Source organism: Marinibacterium profundimaris, from assembly GCF_002210095.1.
Classification (GTDB): Bacteria; Pseudomonadota; Alphaproteobacteria; order Rhodobacterales; family Rhodobacteraceae; genus Marinibacterium; species Marinibacterium profundimaris.
Map to the genome: position 1 here is coordinate 139,061 of NZ_AQQR01000004.1, position 20,027 is coordinate 159,087.

Consider the following 20,027-nt stretch of genomic DNA (forward strand, 5'->3'; position numbering starts at 1 on the left):
GCCATCCCGCGTCGCGCCGGACACCACGGTCCGGGGGTCCCATGACCCGCCCCATATCTTCATCTTTGCAAAAATACCTCCGGGGGTGAATGGGCCACAGGCCCAGAGGGGGCAGCGCCCCCTTCCCCACCAAACAGAAAGGACGACCCAAATGGCAGAATACGACGTCATCGTCATCGGAGCCGGCCCCGGCGGCTATGTCTGCGCCATCCGCTGCGCGCAACTCGGCCTGAAGACCGCCGTTGTCGAGGGGCGCGAGACGCTCGGCGGCACCTGCCTGAATGTCGGCTGCATCCCGTCCAAGGCCCTGCTGCATGCCACCCATGAACTCCACGAGGCCGAGCATAACTTCGCCACCATGGGCCTGAAGGTCGAAAAACCCGAAGTCGACTGGGCGCAGATGCAGAGTTACAAGCAGGATGTCGTGAACGGCAACACCGGCGGCATCGAATTCCTGTTCAAGAAGAACAAGATCACCTGGCTGAAGGGCTGGGGCTCGATCCCCGAGGCCGGCAAGGTCAAGGTCGGCGACGAGGTGCACGAGGCCAAGTCGATCATCATCGCCAGCGGCTCGGTTCCCGCCAGCCTGCCCGGCGTCGAGGTCGACGAGGAAACCATCGTCACCTCCACCGGCGCGCTGTCGCTGAAGGACAAGCCGAAGTCGATGGTGGTGATCGGCGCCGGCGTCATCGGGCTGGAACTGGGCTCGGTCTATGCCCGCCTCGGCGCCGAGGTGACGGTGGTCGAATATCTCGACGTGGTCACGCCCGGCATGGATGCCGAGGTGCAGCGCCAGTTCCAGCGGATGCTGAAGAAACAGGGGCTGAACTTCGTCATGGGCGCCGCCGTGCAATCGGCCAAAGCCGAGGGCGGCAAGGCCAGGGTGAGCTACAAGCTGCGCAAGGACGACAGCGAGCACGAGATCGAGGCGGAGACCGTCCTCGTCGCCACCGGCCGCAAGCCCTACACCGAAGGCCTGGGGCTGGACACTCTGGGCGTGAAGCTGACGGATCGCGGCCAGGTCGAGGTCGATGCCCACTGGCAGACCTCGGTTCCAGGCATCTACGCGATCGGCGACTGCATCGCCGGCCCGATGCTGGCCCACAAGGCCGAGGACGAGGGCATGGCCGTCGCCGAGGTCTGCGCCGGCAAGCATGGCCACGTGAATTACGACGTGATCCCGGGCGTGATCTACACCCACCCCGAGGTGTCGAACGTGGGCGCGACCGAGGAAAGCCTCAAGGAGGCGGGCCGCAAGTACAAGGTGGGCAAGTTCTCGTTCATGGGCAACGCGCGGGCCAAGGCGATCTTTGCCGCCGAAGGGTTCGTGAAGATCCTGGCCGATGCGGAAACCGACCGGATCCTCGGCGCCCATATCATCGGCCCGGCGGCGGGCGACCTGATCCACGAGATCTGCGTGGCGATGGAATTCGGCGCCGCGGCGCAGGACCTGGCGCTGACCTGCCACGCGCACCCGACCTATTCCGAGGCGGTGCGCGAAGCGGCCCTGGCCTGCGGCGACGGCCCGATCCACAGCTGATCGCGCCGTGCTGTCCGAAAAAGCAAAAGGGCCGCCCTGCGGGGCGGCCCTTTTGCGTCCTCTGAGCCGGCCGGAGGCGAAGCCTCCGGCCCCGGGCGGCGCCGTCAGGCGCCGCAACCCCTCGGCCATGGCGCTCACCACATGGTCTTTTCCGCGCGCCCGTGCCACTCCGCGTCATAGGCCGCCCCGCCCTCCTCGCCCGAGGAGGCCTCGGCCAGAAGCGCCCCCACCGTGGGCAGGTCCGCGCTTTCGTCGCCGCTTTTCCAGGTCCTGGCGCGCATCAGCGCGCGGGCGCACTGGCTGTAGATCTCCGAAATCGACACCACGATCACCGTCGCGGGCTGCTTGCCGCCCTTTTCGAACCGGGCGCACAGCCCGGCATCGGCGGTCAGCCGCGCCGTCCCGTTCACGCGGACCACGTTGTTCGACCCCGGCACCAGGAACATCAGCGACACGCGCCCGTCGCGGACGATGTTGCGCAGCGAATCCAGCCGGTTGTTGCCGCGCCAGTCCGGCAGCGCCAGCGTAGTGTCGTCCAGCTCCTGCACCACGGGGCCATCGTCCCCGCGCGGGCTGCCATCGGTGCCCTCGGGCCCCACCGTGCCCAGGATGCACAGGCGCGAGGCCATGATCCACTGACGATAGAGCGGCGTCATCCGGGTCACCACCTTGCGCAAGGCGGGCTGGCCGGGCTGACCGTAAAGCGCCTCGAGCGCGGAAAGATCGGTGATGTAGTCCATGGGGCGCGGCTCCCTGTTTGGCGCGTTACGGTCCGCCCCCGCACCGGGACGGCTCAGATGCAGGTCCCCGTCGGCTCAGGCGGCGCGGTCCGGGGCGAAGCCCGCCTCGGCCATCAGCGCGTCGCTGGCGGTTTCGATCTCGGTTTCCAGGCGGGTCATGAAGGCGGCGGTTTCGACGCCCGGCGGGATGGTTTCCAGGATCTCGACCACCGCCGTGCCGGGGTGTTTCATGATGCCCTTGCGCGGCCAGAAAAGGCCCACGTTCGTCGCCGTCGGCACGCAGCTGTGCGCGAATTGGGTGTAAAGCACGGCGGCGCCGGACTTGTAGCGCACGTGTTTGCCCGGCGCGACGCGGGTCCCCTGCGGGTAGATCACCAGTTGGCCGGGATCGGCGCGGCCATGGGCCACGTCCTCGATCATGCGCGCGATGGCCGCGCCGCGCTTGCCCCGGTCGACCGGCACGCAGCCCAGGCGCTTGGCATAGACGCCGATGACCGGCGTCCACATCAGCTCGCGTTTCATGATGAATTTCGGGCGCGGCAGGGCCTCGAACAGGATCAGGATATCGAGGAAGGACTGATGCTTGGCCGCGATCAGCACCTCGCCCTGCGGGACCGGGCCGCGCAATTCGGTGCGGATGCCGACCATCCAGCGCGCGGTCCAGAAGACCCAGTGGCAATAGAGGTTGCAGGCCTTGCGCGCGCCCTCGGGCGAGACGATCGCCCAGGGCGCGAAGACGATACCCAGGATCAGCATCACGAGATACATCTGCACCGTGAAGATCAGCGAAACGACCCAGCGGACCGCGCCGCGCAGCCCGGTGGGAGCGGTGTTGAAGCTCATGACAGCGACCTCAGCGTGCGGCGGGCGGCGAAGCCCGTGGCAAGGCAGGCGACCACGGCGGCCAGCGGCGGGATCACCAGCGGCCAGAGCCAGCCCGCCCCGGAAAAGCCCAGCCCGGTGAGGAACCCGCCCTCGTCCGAGACACTGGGCAGGAAGAAGATGCCCAGCAGCCCGGCGGCCACACCTGCCGCGGCGCCGATCAGCCCGCGCAGGGTAAAGCGGCGCACGAAGGCGCGGGCGATATAGCCGTCCTGCGCGCCCACCAGCCGCAGCACCTCGATCACCTGTCGGTTGGCGGCCAGCGCGGAATTGGCGGCCAGCGTGATCATCGCCGCCATCGCCCCGCCGATCAGCAGGATCGAGATCCAGCCCAGCAGGCGCAGCCGGTCGGCCGCGACCACCAGCGGCCGGCGCCAGCGCGTGTGGTCGTCAAGCACCGCGCCCGGCACCTCGGCCTGCAGCCGCAGGCGCAGCCCGGCCGCGTCGAAGCCCTCGGCCGTCTCGATCACCTCGATCAGGCGGGGGACGGGCAGCGTGTCGATCGGCAGATCCGGGCCGAACCAGGGCAGCAGCAGCGCGGCCTGTTCCTCGTCGGTGAAGGCGCGGGCGGATTGCACGCCCGGGGTCTGGCGCAACAGCCGCAGGGTCAGGTCGGTCTGCGCCGCCATCTGGTCGTCGGGGGCCGAGATGCGGACAGTGGCCGACCGGGCCAGCTCTTCGGACCAGCGGGTCGCGAGGCGGCCCGAGGCCATCGACAGCGCCATGGCGAAGACGGCCAGGAAGGCCATCGCGCCCGAGGCAAAGAGCGTCAGCCGCGCGGTGAATCCCGTCGGCGGCACCACCCGGTCGGCCTGGGCATCGCCCAGCACCAGCGCGCGCAGGTCGGTCACCTTCATAGGTCCGCCCCCGCCGTGGTCAGCCTGCGCTTGGAGATCCGCAGAACGCGCGCCTGGATCTTGCTTTTGGTGGCGCGGATCAGGGCAAGATCGTGGCTGGCCATCACCACCGTCTTGCCCATGCGGTTGAGTTCGATCAGCAGCTGCAGCAGGCGCTGCGACATGTCCCAGTCGACATTGCCGGTGGGTTCGTCCGCGATGATCACGTCGGGCGACATGATGATCGCCCGGGCCAGCGCCGCGCGCTGGCGCTCGCCGCCCGACAGTTCCGGCGGCAGGGCCTCGGCGCGCGAGGACAGGCCCACCCAGTGCATCAGTTCGGCCAGGTTGTCGGCCTCGGCGGCCACATCGCGGCCCGAGACCGTCAGCGGCAGGGCCAGGTTGTCGATCAGCGGCAGGTGGTCGAGGAACTGGCAATCCTGGTGCACGACCCCGATCCTCCGCCGCATCCGGGCCAGCCCGTCGCGGTCCAGCGCCGCAAGGTCGGTGTCGAAGATCCGGACCCGCCCCGAGGTCGGGCTGAGCGCCCCGTAGAGCAGCCGCAGGAAGGTCGTCTTGCCTGCCCCCGAGGGGCCGGTGAGGAAGTGAAATGATCCGGGCGCCAGCTGCAGCGAGACATCGCCGAACAACTCGGCCCCGCCATAGGAATAGCCCACCTGCTCCAGCTCGATCACGTCTGCCCCTCTCGCTTTGCGGAAAGTCATGCCTCAGCCGCAAAGCAGTTGCAATGGCGCGACTTTGGCGGACGGAATCGGTGCCGGGAATTGCCGGTGATTGCGGAATCGTCTAACGCCGGAGGGGACAAGCCTGTTGCGGCGACGGACCGCAGCCAGCGGAGCGGAGGCAGGATGCGGATCACATGCCCGAATTGCGGCGCCCAGTACGAGGTTCCTGCGGAGGTCATCCCGCAGGACGGGCGTGACGTGCAATGCTCCAATTGTGGCGTAACCTGGTTCCAGCCCCATCCCGACCATGCCATGGACCCGGACACCGCCGAGCGGGCCGCGGCGGCCGTGCCCCCCGGGCCTGAGGAGGCCGTGGACGAAGATTACGGGGATTACGGCGAGGGCGGCGATGCGCCGGAACCTCCGGCGAGCGAGGCGGAGCGCGCCCGCCGGGAGCTTGACCCCGGGATCGCCGATATCCTGAGGCAGGAGGCCGCGCATGAGGCACGGCTGCGCGGATCGGAGCCTCTGGAAAGCCAGCCTGACCTTGGGCTGGAAGATCCCGCGCCCGAAAGCCCCGCCACCCGCGCCCGCAACCGGACCCAGCCGGCCCGCCAGAGCGATCCGATGGAGGACCCGGTGGGATCGTCGCGCCGCGACCTGCTGCCGGATATCGAGGAGATCAACTCTACCCTTCGGTCCGAGAACAGCCGGTCGGTCGCGCGCCGGGTGGTCTATGACGAGGACGACGAGGCCGAGGCGCCGCGGCGCAACGGGTTCTCGCGCGGGTTCGCGACCATGCTGATCCTGGCGGTGCTGCTGGTGCTGCTGTATGCGAATGCGCCGATGCTGTCGCAGAAGGTGCCGGTGCTGGACGCCTTCCTGAACGGGCTGGTCAACGGCGTGGACCGGGTCCGGCTGTGGCTGGATGCGCAGGTGAAGAGCTTTTCGGGCTGATCGGGCCGTGCCCCGGTCCGGCGGACGGGGCGGGTTGAGCGCGGGGTCTGGGGGCGCTGCCCCCGTCGCCTGCGGCGACTCCCCCGGAGGTATTTTTCCAAGGTGAAGACATGGGCCGCAGCGCGGGGTGGCACCGGCGCGCTGCAGGAGGCGAGACCGTGCCGGAAGGCCGGGCGAGCGGGGCCGCCCGGCGGTCAGAAGCGTTCGAGCAGGCGGCGGAGGTAGTCGAGCTCCACGTCGGGGCGTTCGCCATCGCCGGAGCGGCGGCGGATCTCGTCCAGAAGCTCTTGCGCGCGGCGATAGACGTCTTCGCCCTGCAGCAGCGATTCATCCGTCGAGAGCGAGCCGTTGGAGCCCTGGTCGCGGCCGAGAGGGTCACGGTTCTGGGCCTGGCGATCGCCTTCCGAATTGCCCTGGCCGGGCTGGCCGTTCTGCTGCTGTTGCTGCGCCATCTGGTCGCCCAGCTCGCGCATGCCCTCGCGCAGCGCATCCATCGCCTCGGCCTGGTTGTCGATCGCCCCGGCGAGGTCATCCTCGCGCAGCGACTCCTCGGCCTGGTCCATGGCGCGGCCGGCGCGGTCGAGCGAGCGCTGCACCGCGTCGCCCTCGGGCGTGCCGGCGCCGGGCAGGTTCTGCTGCTGGCGGTTCAGCTCGTCGCGCAGGGCGCGCTGGCGTTCGGCCAGGGTGTCGGCGTCGGGCTGGCCCTGACCGGGTCCCTGCGCCTGGCCTTGCGGGTTGCCCTGTCCCTGGCCCTGGCCCGGTTGCTGGCCCTGGCCCGGTTGCTGGCCCTGGCCCGGTTGCTGGCCCTGGCCTTGCTGTCCCTGGCCCTGCTGACCTTGCTGGCCCTGTTGCCCCTGCTGACCTTCGCCCGGGTTGAACTGCTCCTGCAGGTCGCGGAAGGCTTCGTCCGACAGGCCCTGCTGGTCGCGCAGCGTCTCGGCCAGGCCTTCCATGGCCTGCTGGCCCTCGGATTGCTGGCCCTGTCCCTGGCCCTGCGTGACGCGCATGTTCTCCATCATCTGCTGAAGCTCGCGCAGCGCCTGTTCTGCCTCGGCCATGCGGCCCTGTTCCATCAGCTCCTGGATCCGGTCCATCATGCGCTGCAGGTCATCCTGCGTCATCTGCATGGAATTCTCGGACATCTGCTGGTTCTGGTCGCCGTCCTGACCGTCCTGCTGGGCCTGGCGCGACAGCTGGCGCATGTAGTCGTCCGTCGCCTCGCGCAGCTCCTGCATCAGCTCGGCGATCTCCTGGTCGGACGCGCCGTTGCGCATCGCCTCGGCCAGGCGTTCCTGCGCGCGGCGCAGCCGTTCCAGCGCATCGCCCAGGTCGCCCTCTTCGAGGATCAGCGCCAGGTCCCAGAGCGCCTGGGCGAGCTCCTCCTGCTGCATGTCGGTGATGCCGTAATCGTCGAACAGCTCCAGCCGTCGCAGGATCACGCGCAGCCGCAGGTAGGCGGTATCGGAGCGGAAGACGTCCTCGGGCCGGTGCGACACGGCGCGCAGGATCTGCGAGATCCGGCCGGCATTGTCGCGGTTCCACAGCAGGTCGCGGCGCTGTTCGATGATCGCCGCCGCCAGCGGGTCAAAGAACCGGCGGGCGGGGAGCACATGGGAAAACGCCTCGGTCGTGCCGGTCTGGCCGGTCTCGTCCTCGACCTGCAGCGTGAAGGTCACCGGCAGGTTGGCGAAGGGGTGTTCCGAGAAATCCTCGATCAGGCTTTCGGAAAAGGCGCGGCGGTCGCCGGCGATGGGCATCGGCAGCGTGACGATGATCGCCTCGCGCGGCTCGGGGTCGATCGCCAGCCCGTGGCGCCGGTCGATCGCGTCGAGGTCCAGCGCGATGGTCGCGGAGCCCGAGACCACGCCGTAATCGTCCGAGGCGGCGAAAGGCAGGCTCATCTGGCCGGCGGCCTCGGTTTCCGGCGGAGCGGTGATGTCCACATGCGGGTCGTCGTCGTCGATCACGGCGACCTGCCAACTGCGCCCGCCGGGCCCGTCGATGGTGATCTCGCCGGCGCGGGTCACGGTGAAATCCTGGCTCGGCGCGCTGGCCGAGGGCAGATCCTCGGTCCGGCCCGAGACGGTTTCCGACAGCGTCAGCGCGCCGACCTCGCCGTAGAAGCGCAAAGTGATCCGGGCGCCTTCGGAGATCTCGAGCGTATCGCCCTGCACGTCGGCCAGGTAGATCGTCGGCAGGCCGGTATAGCGCGGCGGCTCGATCCAGCCTTCCCACGACGGGCCTGCCGCGGCCCGGGCGCTGCCGCCCGGCGTCATCTCGGCCACCGATTGCACGCGCAGGACCGACCCGAAGATCAGCCCCACGGCAAGGAACAGCGCCGCGACATAGCGCAACGCATAGGGATCGCGCGCGGCGATGCGCAGGTTCGGCTGCGGCGCGCGGGCCGAGGCGGCGCGCGCCTTCATCCGGGCCTGGTGCGCCTGCCAGACGGCGATCGAGGCGGGGTCGTCCCCGCCGATCGCCTGTTCGTCGATCAGCGCCTGGATCGGGCGGCCCGGCATCGTCGCGTCGAGCCGCGCGAGCGCCTCGGCCCGCGACGGCAGGCGGAAGCGCAGGATGCCGCGCACCAGCGTCACGGCCAGCCCAATCACCGAGACCACCGCCGCGCCCCAGACGATTTCCACCGCCATCAGGTCCTGCAGGCCCAGCATCAGACAGGCCAGCACGACCATGACGATCGACAGCGCCGGCCAGAAGGCCCGCCACATGCGTTCGGCGGCCAGGCCCAGCCGGGTCAGGAAGAGCGGACGGCGAAGATCACGCAGCGCAGAGGCGGAGCGGTCGGTCGAGGGCATCAATCTCTCCAGGTGCTCTGGCGCGGGATAGCGTCAAAGCCACTGGGGAAGCGTATCGCGATTTATCATGTCGTCAAAGGTCGGCCTTGGGCGGATAACCGCGAATTGATCCCCGTTAACGAGAACCTCGGGGATCAGCAGGCGCGAATTGTACTCGCTGGACATGACCGCGCCGTAGGCGCCGGCGCTGCGGAAGGCCACCAGATCGCCCTCGGCCAGCGGCGGCATCATGCGCCCCTTTGCGAAGGTATCGCCGCTTTCGCAGACCGGCCCGACGATGTCATAGGGCTGCTGTTCGGCGCCCGGGACGGGTTCGGTCACGGGGACGATATCATGGTGCGCCTCGTACATGGCGGGGCGGATCAGATCGTTCATCGCCCCGTCCAGTATGAGAAAATCGCGCCCCTCGCCGGATTTCAGGTAGATCACGCGACTGACCATGATGCCCGCGTTGCCGGCGATCAGGCGGCCCGGCTCGATCTCGATCTCGCAGCCCAGGTGGCCCAGCGTGTCGCGGATCATCGCCCCGTAATCCACCGGCAGCGGCGGCGCCTCGTTCGACCGGGTGTAGGGAATGCCCAGGCCCCCGCCAAGGTCGAGCCGGCGGATGTCGTGCCCGTCGGCACGAAGTTGCGCGGTCAGATCGGCGACTTTTTTATAGGCGGTCTCGAAGGGGGCAAGCTCGGTCAGCTGCGATCCGATATGGACATCGATTCCCACCACCTTCAACCCGGGCAGGCCGGCCGCCATCGCATAGACCTCGCGCGCGCGCGCGATCGGGATGCCGAACTTGTTCTCGGACTTGCCGGTGGCGATCTTGGCATGGGTCCTGGCATCGACATCCGGGTTCACCCGGATGGTGATCGGCGCGACCTTGCCCATCTGCACGGCCACGCGCGAGATCGCGGCCATCTCCGGCTCGCTCTCGACGTTGAACTGGCGGACCCCGCCGTCCAGCGCGCAGGCGATCTCGTCCTCGGTCTTGCCGACGCCGGAGAAGACGATCCTGTCGCCCGGCACACCGGCGGCCTTGGCGCGCAGGTATTCCCCCATCGAGACCACGTCCATCCCGGCACCCGCCGCTGCCAGCGTCTTCAGGATCGCCTGGTTCGAAGCGGCCTTCATCGCGTAGCAGACAAGGTGGTCGGTGCCCTCCAGCGCCTCGTCGAAAAGCCGGTAGTGCCGCAGCAGCGTGGCGGTGGAATACAGGTAGAACGGCGTTCCGACAGCGGCCGCGATATCGGCCACGGGGACGTCCTCGGCGTGCAGGACGCCGTCGCGGTACAAGAAGTGATCCATGGTCCCGGCGCTTACGCAATGCCGCGCGCCAAATCAACGGCCATCACACCGCAACCGCTCCAAGCCCCCCACGTCCCGCAATCAGGCCCCGCCCTGCCCCAAGCGCGCACCCAGGTCCTTCATCTTTGCCCAAATACTCCGACACACCACCGGCCACACGCGCCCCGTCAGGACAATGCGTCCCCTCTTCTGCTTCTTCTTGGACAAAAATACTCCGCCACGACGCCAGCTACCCCACACCCCCTCGGGTCAGGGCGCCCAGCCACGGCGCGGGTTCACTGCACGGGCCGGCTGCGCAGGAACAGGTAAAGCGGCAATCCGCAGCTGACCCCGATGCAGAAGGTCGCCGGGATCGCCAGCAAGGCGATCCAGTTGCGGCGCACCGCGACCTCGGAGATCACGAAGACCGTCAGCGTCACGGCGGCGATGGTCAGGTCCCAGACCAGCCCGGTGGTCGCCATGTTGGCGTGCCAGGCGTCGACCATGGCCATGATGTCCCAGCCCTCGGCCTGGAACCAGCGCACGAACCACATCATCGGATGCACCGCACCCCAGATCGCCAACCCAAGGTAGATCAGCCGCAACACCGACATCTCAGAACCCAAGCGCCAGGGTGGCGGGCCCGCGGTTGATCCCGACACCGACCGAGGCATAGCCCGAGGTCGACAGTTCGATCCCGACGTTGGTCCGCGTCTGCGGCGTCGGGATGCGGTCGGGGGGCGTTGGCGGGGTCTGGGGCACGCCGTCGGCACCACAGGCCGCCAGCACAAGCGCGGCTGCGGCCATCAGGGCGGCGGGGCGGCGGGATGTCATCCCAGGATCTCCTTCCAGCGGGCGATCTGCGTCCGGACCTGCGCCGGCGCGGTTCCCCCATAGGATGTACGCGAGTTGACCGAATTGTCCACGCCCAGCACGTCGAAGACCTCTGCCGTGATCCCGGAATGGACCGACGTCATGTCCTCCAGCGACAGGTCCGGCAGGTCGCAGCCACGGGATTCGGCCAGTGCCACAAGGCTGCCGGTCACGTGATGCGCCTCGCGGAAGGGCAGGCCCAGGACACGGACGAGCCAGTCGGCCAGATCCGTCGCGGTGGAAAAGCCGGAGCCTGCGGCGGCCGCCAGGCTCTCGCGGTTGGCGGACATGTCGCGGACCATGCCCTCCATCGCGGCCAGCGCCAGCATCCAGTTGTCGGCGGCGTCGAAGACCTGTTCCTTGTCCTCCTGCATGTCCTTGGAATAGGCCAGCGGCAGGCCCTTCATCACCGTCATCAGCGCCACGTTGGCACCGAAGATCCGGCCGATCTTGGCGCGGATCAGCTCGGCCGCGTCGGGGTTCTTCTTCTGCGGCATGATCGAGGAGCCGGTAGAGAAGCGATCCGACAGGGTGACGAAGCGGAACTGGGCCGACGACCAAATCACCAGCTCTTCGGCGAAGCGCGACAGGTGCATGGCCGAGATCGAGGCGACGCCCAGGAATTCCAGCGCGAAGTCGCGGTCCGACACGGCGTCGAGCGAATTTGCCGCGGGCCGGTCGAAGCCAAGCGCCTCGGCGGTCATGTCGCGGTTGATCGGGAAGGAGGTGCCGGCCAGCGCCGCGGCCCCCAGCGGGCTTTCGTTCATCCGGCGGCGCGCATCGCGGACACGGCCGAGGTCGCGGCCGAACATCTCGACATAGGCCATCATGTGGTGGCCCCAGGTGACCGGCTGCGCGGTCTGCAGGTGGGTGAAGCCGGGCATGACCCAATCGGCGCCGGCCTCGGCCTGCACCAGCAGCGCCTCGATCAGCGCGGTCAGCCCCGCGTCCGCCGCATCCAGCTGATCGCGGACCCACAGCTTGAAATCGGTGGCGACCTGGTCGTTGCGCGACCGGCCGGTGTGCAGGCGCCCGGCGGGTTCGCCGATGATCTCCTTCAGGCGGGCCTCCACGTTCATGTGGATGTCTTCCAGCGCGGTGGAGAAGGTGAATTCCCCCGCCTCGATCTCTGACAAGATTGTGAGAAGTCCTTCCCGGATCGCCTCGGCATCCTTATCAGTGAGGATGCCGGTCGCCGCGAGCATCGCCGCATGGGCGCGCGAACCGGCGATATCCTGCGCCGCGAGGCGTCGGTCGAACCCGATCGAGGCGTTGATCGCCTCCATGATCGCGTCCGGGCCGGCTGCAAAGCGGCCGCCCCACATCTGGTTCGATTTCGTCTCGGTCATCGCGCTTTCCTTCGGAGGAAACATGAAAAAGGTCCTGATCGCGCTCGTCTATACCGCGCTGGCGCTTGGTGCAAATACCGCCGTTGCCGCCGATATACCCACGCTGGAGGCGCTGCGGGACGGGGACATGAAGAAATTGTCCTTCCATTCCGAGCCGAAGCCGATAGCCGTGGCCGCCTTCACGCTTGAAGACGGTGGCGAAGGCACGCTGGCCGACTATGAAGGCAAGTATATCCTTCTGAATTTCTGGGCCACCTGGTGCGCCCCCTGCCGCAAGGAAATGCCGCAGCTTTCCGCGCTGCAGGCCGAGTTCGGCGGCGACGATTTCGAGGTGGTGACCCTGGCCACGGGGCGCAATTCGCCCACCGGCATCGTGAAGTTCTTCGAAGAGGCCGGGGTCGACAACCTGCCCCGCCACCAGGATCCGCGCCAGCAGGTGGCGCGCGAGATGGCCGTTCTGGGCCTGCCGATCACCGTGCTGATCGACCCGCAGGGACAAGAGATCGCGCGCCTGCAGGGCGATGCCGATTGGCATTCCGACAGCGCGCGGGCGATTCTTGCCGAACTGCTGGACAGCCCCGGCGACTGATCCGTCGGACCTCAGGGTCCGCTTGTATCCCGGCGGCTTCTCCGGTTTCGATGTGCCATCCCCTTATGTCCGGCTACCCGGCGGTTGACCGGGTAATGCCCTGTCATGGGCGGTGACAGGTGAAATACGGCCCGGCACCAAAAGGCCCCAAATTGGTGCAGGCCGAAATTGACGCAACGCCAACCGGCTCTCTCCGGAGAAAAGGGAAGACAGCTTTTATCGAATTTGGTACGTTTTGTGGTTGTAGGCAGCTGTGAACTTTCACCCAAAAGAGCATAGTGAGACAAAATGCATGCCTTGCACTTACGAGTTGAATGCGGATGAAAACCTTATCGAAATGACATGTTGTGGCCGCGTGACCCGCGGTTGCATCCTGAACGACCTGGACGCGCTTGAGGACACGCCGCGGCAAATCGCCGAGCTGGGCGAGTTTCGGGATTACAGCGACATCACCGAGCTTGTCCTGGAGCGGGAGGAGCTGAACAACCTGGCGCAGCTGATGCGCGGGGCCTACCTGCGGTCGGGCTGGAAAAAACGAATTGCCATGCTGGCACCGACGGGGCCCGGGCGGATCTATTCCAGGGTCCTGGGCGACGCGCTGAACAGCCTCGCCACGCTCGAGGCGCGCATCTTCGACACACGCGAGGCGGCGCTGGCCTTCCTTCGGGACGACGCACCCGTCCGGTCCGACCTGCGCAACCAGACGGTCTGAGCAGGCCGGCCCACCACGGGCGGCGGCTGACTGCCTCCGCCCTGACGGGATCGCGTTGCCTGTGTGATAACTTGGGCATGTCGCATCGAATTTTCCGAGAAATCCGCGTTTAAGCGGACCTTTACCAGTCGCCGCCAATCATGCTCCCGATCTTCGGCAAGAGCACCAGATGACCGCGCGATCCGACACGACACCCGACATGACGTTTGGCCACGGGACCTCTGCGTCGGCCGCGACAGGGCCCGCCCGGGACGACGTGGCGGAGGACGCCGTCCCGGACATGGTCCCGGACAGGGCGACCGCCGGGAACGATGACACAACGCTGGACATCGTGCGCGAAGCCCTGCTGCGCGGCGACACGATGCTGGCCTACCAGCCAGTTATGGGCCTGCGCGCGCCGCAGGCCACGGCGTTCTACGAAGGCCAGATCCGGCTGCTGGATCCGGCCGGCCGGGTGATCCCGGCACGCGATTTCATCGACGTGATCGACCCGACCGAGCTGGGTCGGATGATCGACCGCATCAGCCTGGAGACCGCGCTGAAAGCCCTGGCGCGGGTGTCCGATATCCGGCTGTCGATAAACGTGTCCACGCGGTCCATCGGCTGCAGCCAATGGATGCAGGTGCTGGACCGGGCTTTGAAACGCCATCCCGATCTGGGCGCGCGGCTGATTCTGGAAATCAGCGAGCATTCCGCCTTTGTCATCCCGGACGTGGTCGCCGGCTTCATATCCGAACTGCAGTTGAAGGGAATCGCCTTTGCGCTGGATGATTTCGGTGCCGGGACAATTGCCTTTCGCCATTTCCGCGACCTTGATTTCGACCTGGCCAAAATTGACGGGCAATTCGTGCGCGGTATTCACGCCAATCCGGACAACCAGGTCCTGACCGCCGCGCTGGTCGACATCGCCCGGCGCTTCGACATGTTCACCGTCGCCGAACGGGTCGAGGATACGCGCGACGCCGAGGTTCTGACCCGGCTGGGCGTGGATTGCGCGCAAGGGCACCTTTATGGCGCGCCCACGCTGCGCCCGCCCTGGGCCAGCCGCAAAGCGCATCGCCACCGCGCCTGAACCCTGCCACACCCGCCGCGATCAACGACACCGGGCCGCGGCGTTGTGCCGTTACCGCTGACTGAGACACGCTGACCGTTGCCGCTGGGCGGTTAATTCGATATTCCGGCATGGACGGGCGGGGGTTTGACGATCAGCGGTCTGCCATCGGCCTCCGCCGGCATGGTAGAGGACGGAACTCATGACCAATGTTGTAATCGCATCGGCTGCACGCACCGGCGTCGGCAGCTTTCTTGGATCCTTCGCCAACACCCCGGCCCATGACCTGGGCGCCGCGGTGATCGAGGCGGTGGTCGAGCGCGCCGGCGTGGCCAAGGAAGAGATCTCGGAAACCATCCTCGGCCAGGTGCTGACCGCCGCGCAGGGCCAGAACCCCGCGCGCCAGGCACATATCAACGCGGGCCTGCCGAAAGAGGCCGCCGCCTGGGGCATCAACCAGGTCTGCGGCTCGGGCCTGCGCGCCGTGGCGCTTGGCGCACAGCACATCCAGCTGGGCGATGCCGGCATCGTCATCGCCGGCGGCCAGGAGAACATGTCGATGAGCCCCCACGCAGCCGCGCTGCGCCAGGGGCACAAGATGGGCGACATGAGCTACATCGACACGATGATCAAGGACGGCCTGTGGGACGCCTTCAACGGCTACCACATGGGCCAGACCGCCGAGAACGTCGCCGAGCAATGGCAGATCGGCCGCGACCAGCAGGATGAATTCGCCGTGGCCTCGCAGAACAAGGCCGAGGCAGCGCAGAACGCCGGCAAGTTCGCCGACGAGGTGATCCCCTTCACCATCAAGACCCGCAAGGGCGACATCGTGATGGACAAGGACGAATACATCCGCCACGGCGCCACCATGGACGCCATGGCCAAGCTGCGCCCGGCCTTCACCAGGGACGGCTCTGTCACCGCGGCGAATGCCAGCGGAATCAACGACGGCGCGGCCGCCGTGCTGCTTATGTCGGCCGAGGATGCGGAAAAGCGCGGGCTGGAACCGCTGGCGCGGATCGCCTCCTACGCGACCGCGGGCCTCGACCCGTCGATCATGGGCGTCGGCCCGATCTATGCCTCGCGCAAGGCGCTGGACAAGGCCGGCTGGTCGGTGAGCGACCTGGACCTGGTCGAAGCCAACGAAGCCTTCGCCGCCCAGGCCTGCGCGGTGAACAAGGACATGGGCTGGGACCCCTCGATCGTGAACGTGAACGGCGGCGCCATCGCCATCGGCCACCCGATCGGCGCATCGGGCTGCCGCATCCTGAACACCCTCCTGTACGAAATGAAGCGCCGCGACGCCAAGAAGGGCCTTGCCACGCTGTGCATCGGCGGCGGCATGGGCGTTGCCATGTGCCTTGAGCGGCCCTGACCTGCGCGTAAATCACTGTAGGATCACGCAACTTTGTTGCGCGATCCACTTTGCGCGTGTAGGAAGATTTCGTGAGGAAAGTGGAGGGAGACCATAAATGTCGCGTACGGCCCTTGTCACCGGCGGATCCCGAGGGATCGGTGCCGCCATTTCAAAAGCCCTGAAGGACGCGGGTTACTCTGTCGCTGCCAGCTATGCCGGCAATGACGAGGCAGCCGCCAAGTTCACCGAAGAGACCGGGATAAAGACCTACAAGTGGAATGTCGCCGATTACGAGGAATCGACCGCCGGCATCGCCAAGGTCGAGGCGGATCTTGGCCCGATCGACGTGGTGGTCGCCAATGCCGGCATCACCCGCGACGCGCCGTTCCACAAGATGACACCGGAACAATGGCACCAGGTGGTCGACACCAACCTGACCGGCGTGTTCAACACCGTCCACCCGCTCTGGCCCGGCATGCGCGAGCGCGGCTTCGGCCGGGTGATCGTGATCTCGTCGATCAATGGTCAGAAGGGGCAATTCGCGCAGGTGAACTATGCCGCGACCAAGGCCGGTGACCTGGGAATCGTGAAATCGCTTGCTCAGGAAGGCGCGGCCAAGGGAATCACCGCGAACGCGATCTGCCCGGGCTACATCGCCACCGACATGGTCATGGCCGTGCCGGAAAAGGTGCGGGACGCCATCATCGGCCAGATCCCGACCGGCCGACTGGGCGAACCCGAAGAAATCGCGCGGTGCGTGGCCTTCCTGGCCTCGGACGACGCGGGCTTCATCAACGGGTCCACCATATCGGCAAACGGCGGTCAGTTCTTCGTCTGAACCATCCGCCGTGCGTGTCTGTCATGCATGTCTGCACATTCTGGGCTGACGCCTTCGGGCGTCAGTTTGCCCACCGGATGGCACCGGGGCCACGACGCGACCAGTCCGAAGAGGTGATCGTGTTTACAAAGGCCCGGAGGAGCTGACCGAAGGTCCAGGTGTTCTCACCGCCGAAGGTGCCGTGGAACTGGTGATTTGCGGTGCTGGAAGTGCTCATCTTTTCGACTTTCCTGTGTGTGTTCCTGTCTCCCTCAGGACCCTATTTGGTGGTATGTGGTATTTTTTACAAACGAAACTTTAGCGACCTTCAGACAAGGTGAGCTTAACTGAAAAATGCCTACGAGACTGCCGCCCCTGAAGGCCCTTCGCGCCTTCGATGCCGCCGCGCGTCATATGTCCTTCGCGCGCGCCGCCGAAGAAGTCGGTGTGACCCCCGCCGCTCTTTCCTTTCAGATCAAGACGCTGGAGGAACACCTTGGCCAGCCCCTGTTCCGGCGCCTCAACCGGGCGGTCGAACTGACCGAGGCCGGGCGCGTGCTGGCCCCCGGCACCGCCGAAGGGTTCCGTTCGCTTCAGGCAGCGTGGCGCGACGCGGGCCGTGTGGGCAACAACCACACGCTGACCGTCACCGCCGGGCCGGCCTTTACCGCGCGCTGGATGGCGCCGCGGTTCTACGAATTCGCCCGCGCCCATCCCGAGATCGAGCTGCGCTTCTCGGCCAGCCTGCGCCCGACCGATTTCGAGCGTGACGCGATCGACGTGGCGATCCGCCTGCGCCGGGGACCGGATGACCAGACGTATTCGGTGCCGCTGGCCTTCGAATGGGTCACCCCGGTCATGCTGCCGGAGATGGCCGAACTCTACCCCACACCGGAGAGCCTGACCAAGGCGCCCCTGCTGGTGGACGACGCGCTGGATTTCGTGGATCCGCCCTGCGACTGGGCCGCCTGGTTCCGCGCCGTTGGGATTTCGCACCGGCCGGAGGGCGCGACCCATTTCAGCCAGTCCGACCATGCGGTCGATGCGACTCTCGCCGGGGCCGGCGTGACGCTGGGGCGCCGATCCATGGTGATCAAGGAACTGCACGAGGGCCGGTTGGTCGCGCCCTATGGCATCGCGCTGAAACCGCCCACGCATTTCCGGTTCATCTGCCCCAAAGGCAACGAAACGCGCCCGGCCATCGCCGCCTTCCGCGACTGGATCCTCTCCGAGATTGACAAGACCTCGGCCGTGTCCGACACGCTGACGATCATCCCCTCCGAAGATGTGCCGCGGGACCTGCCTTCCACATGACATCCGCGATACCCCGCCGGCAAGCCACCCTGATCGGCTTCATCGCCGTCCTGCTCTGGGCGCTGCTGGCGGTCCTGACCGTCGGATCCGCGCCCACGCCGCCGCTGCTGCTGAACGCGATCTGCTTTGCCATCGGCGGGGCGCTGGGGCTGATCTGGCTTGCGGCCACCGGCGGGTTCGGCCAGCTGCGGCAGGTTCGGGCGCGGGTCTACATCTTTGGCACGATCGGGCTGTTCGGCTACCACGCGCTCTACTTCTCGGCGCTGCGGCTGGCGCCCGCGGCCGAGGCGGGGCTGATCGCCTATCTCTGGCCCCTGCTGATCATCCTGTTCTCGGGCCTGTTGCCCGGAGAGCGGCTGCGCGCCGGCCATATCATCGGCGGGCTGCTGGGCTTTGCCGGCGCCGCTCTGCTGATTTCGGGCGGGGCCAGAGGCTTTGATCCGGCGCATCTGCCCGGCTACCTGCTGGCGCTGCTCTGCGCGCTAACCTGGTCAAGCTATTCGGTCCTGTCGCGCCGCATCGGCACGGCACCGACAGCCTCGGTCGCAATCTTCTGCCTGGCCACTGCCGTACTGTCGGCGGGGCTGCACCTGATGCTGGAACCCACGGTCTGGCCCGGCAGCCCGGGCGCCTGGCTGGCGACGATCGGGCTTGGGCTCGGACCCGTGGGGCTGGCCTTCTACGTGTGGGACATCGGGGTGAAGCAGGGCGACATCCAGCTTCTGGGAACAAGCTCTTATGCCGCCCCGCTTCTGTCCACGCTGATACTGGTTCTTGTCGGTGCGGCGGACCCGGGCTGGTCACTGGCCCTCGCGACCCTCCTGATTACCGGAGGCGCGCTGACCGCAGCCCGCGCGAGCGTGCGACGTTAGGTCGAAAGGCGCTCGATTTCCTCTTTCAGCTTCAGTTTCTGCTTCTTGAGTTCGGCGATCTGCAGGCCGTCGATGCTTGGCGCACGCTGCGCCTCTTCGACCTTCTTGCTCAGGGTCTGGTGCTTCCGCTTCAGTTCAGAAACATGCGTGCTGAGAGTCATACAGGATCTCCTTTTCTGTCGGGCCCCATCATCGCAGCACAAATCGCTTCACCTGTCACGCGTATGTCTTAGCAAAATTGTCACACACGAGAATCAAAGCATTTTTCGGCCGGGCCAGGGCAAGATTTTGCCGTCCCGCAGGACGCCGGAAATGATCGGGCTGTAGTCATCGCTGTCGGACAGGTGTTTCTCGCCATGGTGGAGAATCAGGGGGAAATGCAACCTGAAGGGCGTCCGCCCGTCCTTCCGGGCGCGGAAAATCACGTGTTCGGGGGCGCGGCCGGTGCGGGCGGCCAGCGGCAGGACCTCGATCGCGCCCAGCCGGGCGGCCGTTGCGGCGGCCAGAAGATCGGGCAGACGCTGGATCCGCTGGATCACGTGCAGGTAGCCGCGCGGCCGCAGGCGGCGGGCGGCACAGTCGATCCAGGCCGAGAGCGGCACCGCCTCCGCCCGCCCGCTGCCCCGGCCCGGATCGGCGGCGGCCATGCTGGCGGCGGGATCGAAATAGGGCGGGTTGGCGATGACGTGGTGAAAGGCCAGCTGCCGCAGCGCGGGCGGGGGCGATGCGAGGTTGCCCGTCATCACTTCCATTTGAAGACCCGCGCCTGCGGCGTTTCGGCCCGCCAGATCGGCATAGGCGGGCTGCAATTCCAGCCCGGTCAGCCTCAGCCCCGGCACCCTTGTGCCCAGGCACAGTGCCGCCGCCCCTGCCCCACAGCCCAGGTCAAGCACCGACTCGCCGGACCTTGCGGGCACGGACGCGGCCAGAAGAACCGGGTCCACACCGGCGCGATAGCCGGATTTCGGCTGCAACAAGAGGAGCTTGCCGCCTAGAAAGGCATCGCGGCTCAGATCCTCGTCGGCAAATCCGGGCGCGTCATCCTGCATGCCGCGGCCGCCCTATTGCCCGGTGTCGATGCCGTTGTCGGTGATCACCGTCAGCGCGGCCTCGTATTCCTCCTCGCGGACCATGAGCCGGCGCGGAAAAACACCGATCCCGCCTTCGAGGACGCTCATATTTACGTCGATCTGAAAGCACTCTATATCCTCCCCGGCAAGGAGGGCGGATGCGAACGCCATGATCGTCGGGTCGGTGGTGCGCAGAAGTTCCTTCATGAGATGGATCTAAGGGCACGGGTCGGACTTGTCGAGCCGTGTAGCAAAGGCGTCATGGACCAGGTCACACTATCGAAA

The 20,027-nt window shown here is 67.2% G+C and carries 22 protein-coding genes; 9 read left to right on the plus strand and 13 right to left on the minus strand.

Features of this window, described 5'->3' with window-relative positions; genetic code table 11:
* Positions 1-85: 85 nt before the first annotated feature.
* Positions 86-1,540, plus strand: a complete 1,455-nt coding sequence (lpdA, locus tag ATO3_RS11720; RefSeq protein WP_332888696.1) for a dihydrolipoyl dehydrogenase — start codon at positions 86-88, stop codon at positions 1,538-1,540.
* A 134-nt stretch (positions 1,541-1,674) separates the two neighbouring features.
* Here the strand turns inward: lpdA and ATO3_RS11725 are convergent, their stop codons facing one another.
* The 4 genes from ATO3_RS11725 to ATO3_RS11740 form a co-directional block, all read right to left on the minus strand.
* On the minus strand, positions 1,675-2,280 hold the full coding sequence (locus ATO3_RS11725) for a pyridoxamine 5'-phosphate oxidase family protein (protein ID WP_088650055.1): 606 nt from the start codon (positions 2,278-2,280) through the stop codon (positions 1,675-1,677).
* Between the two features lie 75 nt (positions 2,281-2,355).
* Complete coding sequence (locus tag ATO3_RS11730) at positions 2,356-3,123, minus strand: lysophospholipid acyltransferase family protein (RefSeq protein ID WP_408630809.1); 768 nt, start codon at positions 3,121-3,123, stop codon at positions 2,356-2,358.
* Positions 3,120-4,019, minus strand: a complete 900-nt coding sequence (locus ATO3_RS11735; protein WP_088650056.1) for a cell division protein FtsX — start codon at positions 4,017-4,019, stop codon at positions 3,120-3,122. The genes ATO3_RS11730 and ATO3_RS11735 overlap by 4 nt, the downstream gene beginning before the upstream one ends.
* Positions 4,016-4,693 (minus strand): cell division ATP-binding protein FtsE, encoded by a 678-nt coding sequence (locus ATO3_RS11740; protein WP_088650057.1) that lies wholly within the window; start codon positions 4,691-4,693, stop codon positions 4,016-4,018. Before ATO3_RS11740 ends, ATO3_RS11735 begins: the two co-directional genes overlap by 4 nt.
* A 174-nt stretch (positions 4,694-4,867) precedes the next feature.
* Between ATO3_RS11740 and ATO3_RS11745 the strand changes: the two genes are divergently transcribed.
* Complete coding sequence (locus ATO3_RS11745) at positions 4,868-5,641, plus strand: zinc-ribbon domain-containing protein (RefSeq protein ID WP_088650058.1); 774 nt, start codon at positions 4,868-4,870, stop codon at positions 5,639-5,641.
* 194 nt (positions 5,642-5,835) lie between these two features.
* On the opposite strand, the gene ATO3_RS11750 is transcribed toward ATO3_RS11745, so the two are convergent.
* From ATO3_RS11750 to argH, 5 genes are all read right to left on the minus strand, one after another.
* On the minus strand, positions 5,836-8,457 hold the full coding sequence (locus ATO3_RS11750; RefSeq protein WP_088650059.1) for a TIGR02302 family protein: 2,622 nt from the start codon (positions 8,455-8,457) through the stop codon (positions 5,836-5,838).
* A gap of 33 nt (positions 8,458-8,490) precedes the next feature.
* Entirely contained in the window at positions 8,491-9,756 is a 1,266-nt protein-coding gene (lysA, locus tag ATO3_RS11755) for a diaminopimelate decarboxylase (protein WP_088650060.1), read from the minus strand.
* A gap of 275 nt (positions 9,757-10,031) precedes the next feature.
* Positions 10,032-10,349: a DUF2834 domain-containing protein gene (locus tag ATO3_RS11760; protein WP_088650061.1), complete on the minus strand. Its 318-nt coding sequence runs from the start codon at positions 10,347-10,349 to the stop codon at positions 10,032-10,034.
* Position 10,350: 1 nt separating this feature from the next.
* Entirely contained in the window at positions 10,351-10,569 is a 219-nt protein-coding gene (locus tag ATO3_RS11765) for a hypothetical protein (protein ID WP_088650062.1), read from the minus strand.
* Positions 10,566-11,957, minus strand: coding sequence for an argininosuccinate lyase (gene argH / locus ATO3_RS11770; protein WP_088650433.1), 1,392 nt, complete (start codon positions 11,955-11,957; stop codon positions 10,566-10,568). Before argH ends, ATO3_RS11765 begins: the two co-directional genes overlap by 4 nt.
* A 22-nt stretch (positions 11,958-11,979) precedes the next feature.
* Here argH and ATO3_RS11775 point away from each other — a divergent pair, with 22 nt between their 5' ends.
* The 5 genes from ATO3_RS11775 (at position 11,980) to phbB (ending at position 16,507) form a co-directional block, all read left to right on the plus strand.
* A complete protein-coding gene (locus tag ATO3_RS11775; RefSeq protein ID WP_088650063.1) occupies positions 11,980-12,546 on the plus strand; it encodes a TlpA family protein disulfide reductase in 567 nt (188 codons plus the stop codon).
* A 355-nt stretch (positions 12,547-12,901) separates the two neighbouring features.
* The gene (locus ATO3_RS11780; protein ID WP_088650064.1) at positions 12,902-13,258 is read left to right on the plus strand and encodes a hypothetical protein; all 357 of its coding nucleotides are present in this window, start codon (positions 12,902-12,904) and stop codon (positions 13,256-13,258) included.
* 169 nt (positions 13,259-13,427) lie between these two features.
* Positions 13,428-14,330 carry an EAL domain-containing protein gene (locus tag ATO3_RS11785; RefSeq protein ID WP_233152119.1) on the plus strand — a complete coding sequence of 301 codons (903 nt, stop codon included), beginning with the start codon at positions 13,428-13,430 and terminating at the stop codon, positions 14,328-14,330.
* 181 nt (positions 14,331-14,511) lie between these two features.
* Positions 14,512-15,687, plus strand: coding sequence for an acetyl-CoA C-acetyltransferase (locus tag ATO3_RS11790; RefSeq protein ID WP_088650065.1), 1,176 nt, complete (start codon positions 14,512-14,514; stop codon positions 15,685-15,687).
* A gap of 97 nt (positions 15,688-15,784) precedes the next feature.
* On the plus strand, positions 15,785-16,507 hold the full coding sequence (gene phbB / locus ATO3_RS11795) for an acetoacetyl-CoA reductase (protein ID WP_088650066.1): 723 nt from the start codon (positions 15,785-15,787) through the stop codon (positions 16,505-16,507).
* A 61-nt stretch (positions 16,508-16,568) separates the two neighbouring features.
* On the opposite strand, the gene ATO3_RS28820 is transcribed toward phbB, so the two are convergent.
* Positions 16,569-16,724 (minus strand): hypothetical protein, encoded by a 156-nt coding sequence (locus tag ATO3_RS28820; protein WP_158217952.1) that lies wholly within the window; start codon positions 16,722-16,724, stop codon positions 16,569-16,571.
* A 116-nt stretch (positions 16,725-16,840) separates the two neighbouring features.
* On the opposite strand from ATO3_RS28820, the gene gcvA reads away from it, so the two are divergent.
* Both gcvA and yddG read left to right on the plus strand, forming a co-directional pair.
* On the plus strand, positions 16,841-17,800 hold the full coding sequence (gcvA, locus tag ATO3_RS11800; RefSeq protein WP_088650067.1) for a transcriptional regulator GcvA: 960 nt from the start codon (positions 16,841-16,843) through the stop codon (positions 17,798-17,800).
* Entirely contained in the window at positions 17,797-18,672 is an 876-nt protein-coding gene (gene yddG / locus ATO3_RS11805) for an aromatic amino acid exporter YddG (RefSeq protein ID WP_408630810.1), read from the plus strand. The genes gcvA and yddG overlap by 4 nt, the downstream gene beginning before the upstream one ends.
* Here yddG and ATO3_RS11810 read toward each other — a convergent pair.
* From ATO3_RS11810 to ATO3_RS11820, 3 genes are all read right to left on the minus strand, one after another.
* Positions 18,669-18,833: a YdcH family protein gene (locus tag ATO3_RS11810; RefSeq protein ID WP_088650068.1), complete on the minus strand. Its 165-nt coding sequence runs from the start codon at positions 18,831-18,833 to the stop codon at positions 18,669-18,671. The genes yddG and ATO3_RS11810 overlap by 4 nt on opposite strands.
* 93 nt (positions 18,834-18,926) lie before the next feature.
* A complete protein-coding gene (locus tag ATO3_RS11815; RefSeq protein WP_088650069.1) occupies positions 18,927-19,721 on the minus strand; it encodes a tRNA1(Val) (adenine(37)-N6)-methyltransferase in 795 nt (264 codons plus the stop codon).
* Between the two features lie 12 nt (positions 19,722-19,733).
* On the minus strand, positions 19,734-19,949 hold the full coding sequence (locus ATO3_RS11820) for a putative signal transducing protein (RefSeq protein WP_088650070.1): 216 nt from the start codon (positions 19,947-19,949) through the stop codon (positions 19,734-19,736).
* Positions 19,950-20,027: the final 78 nt, after the last annotated feature.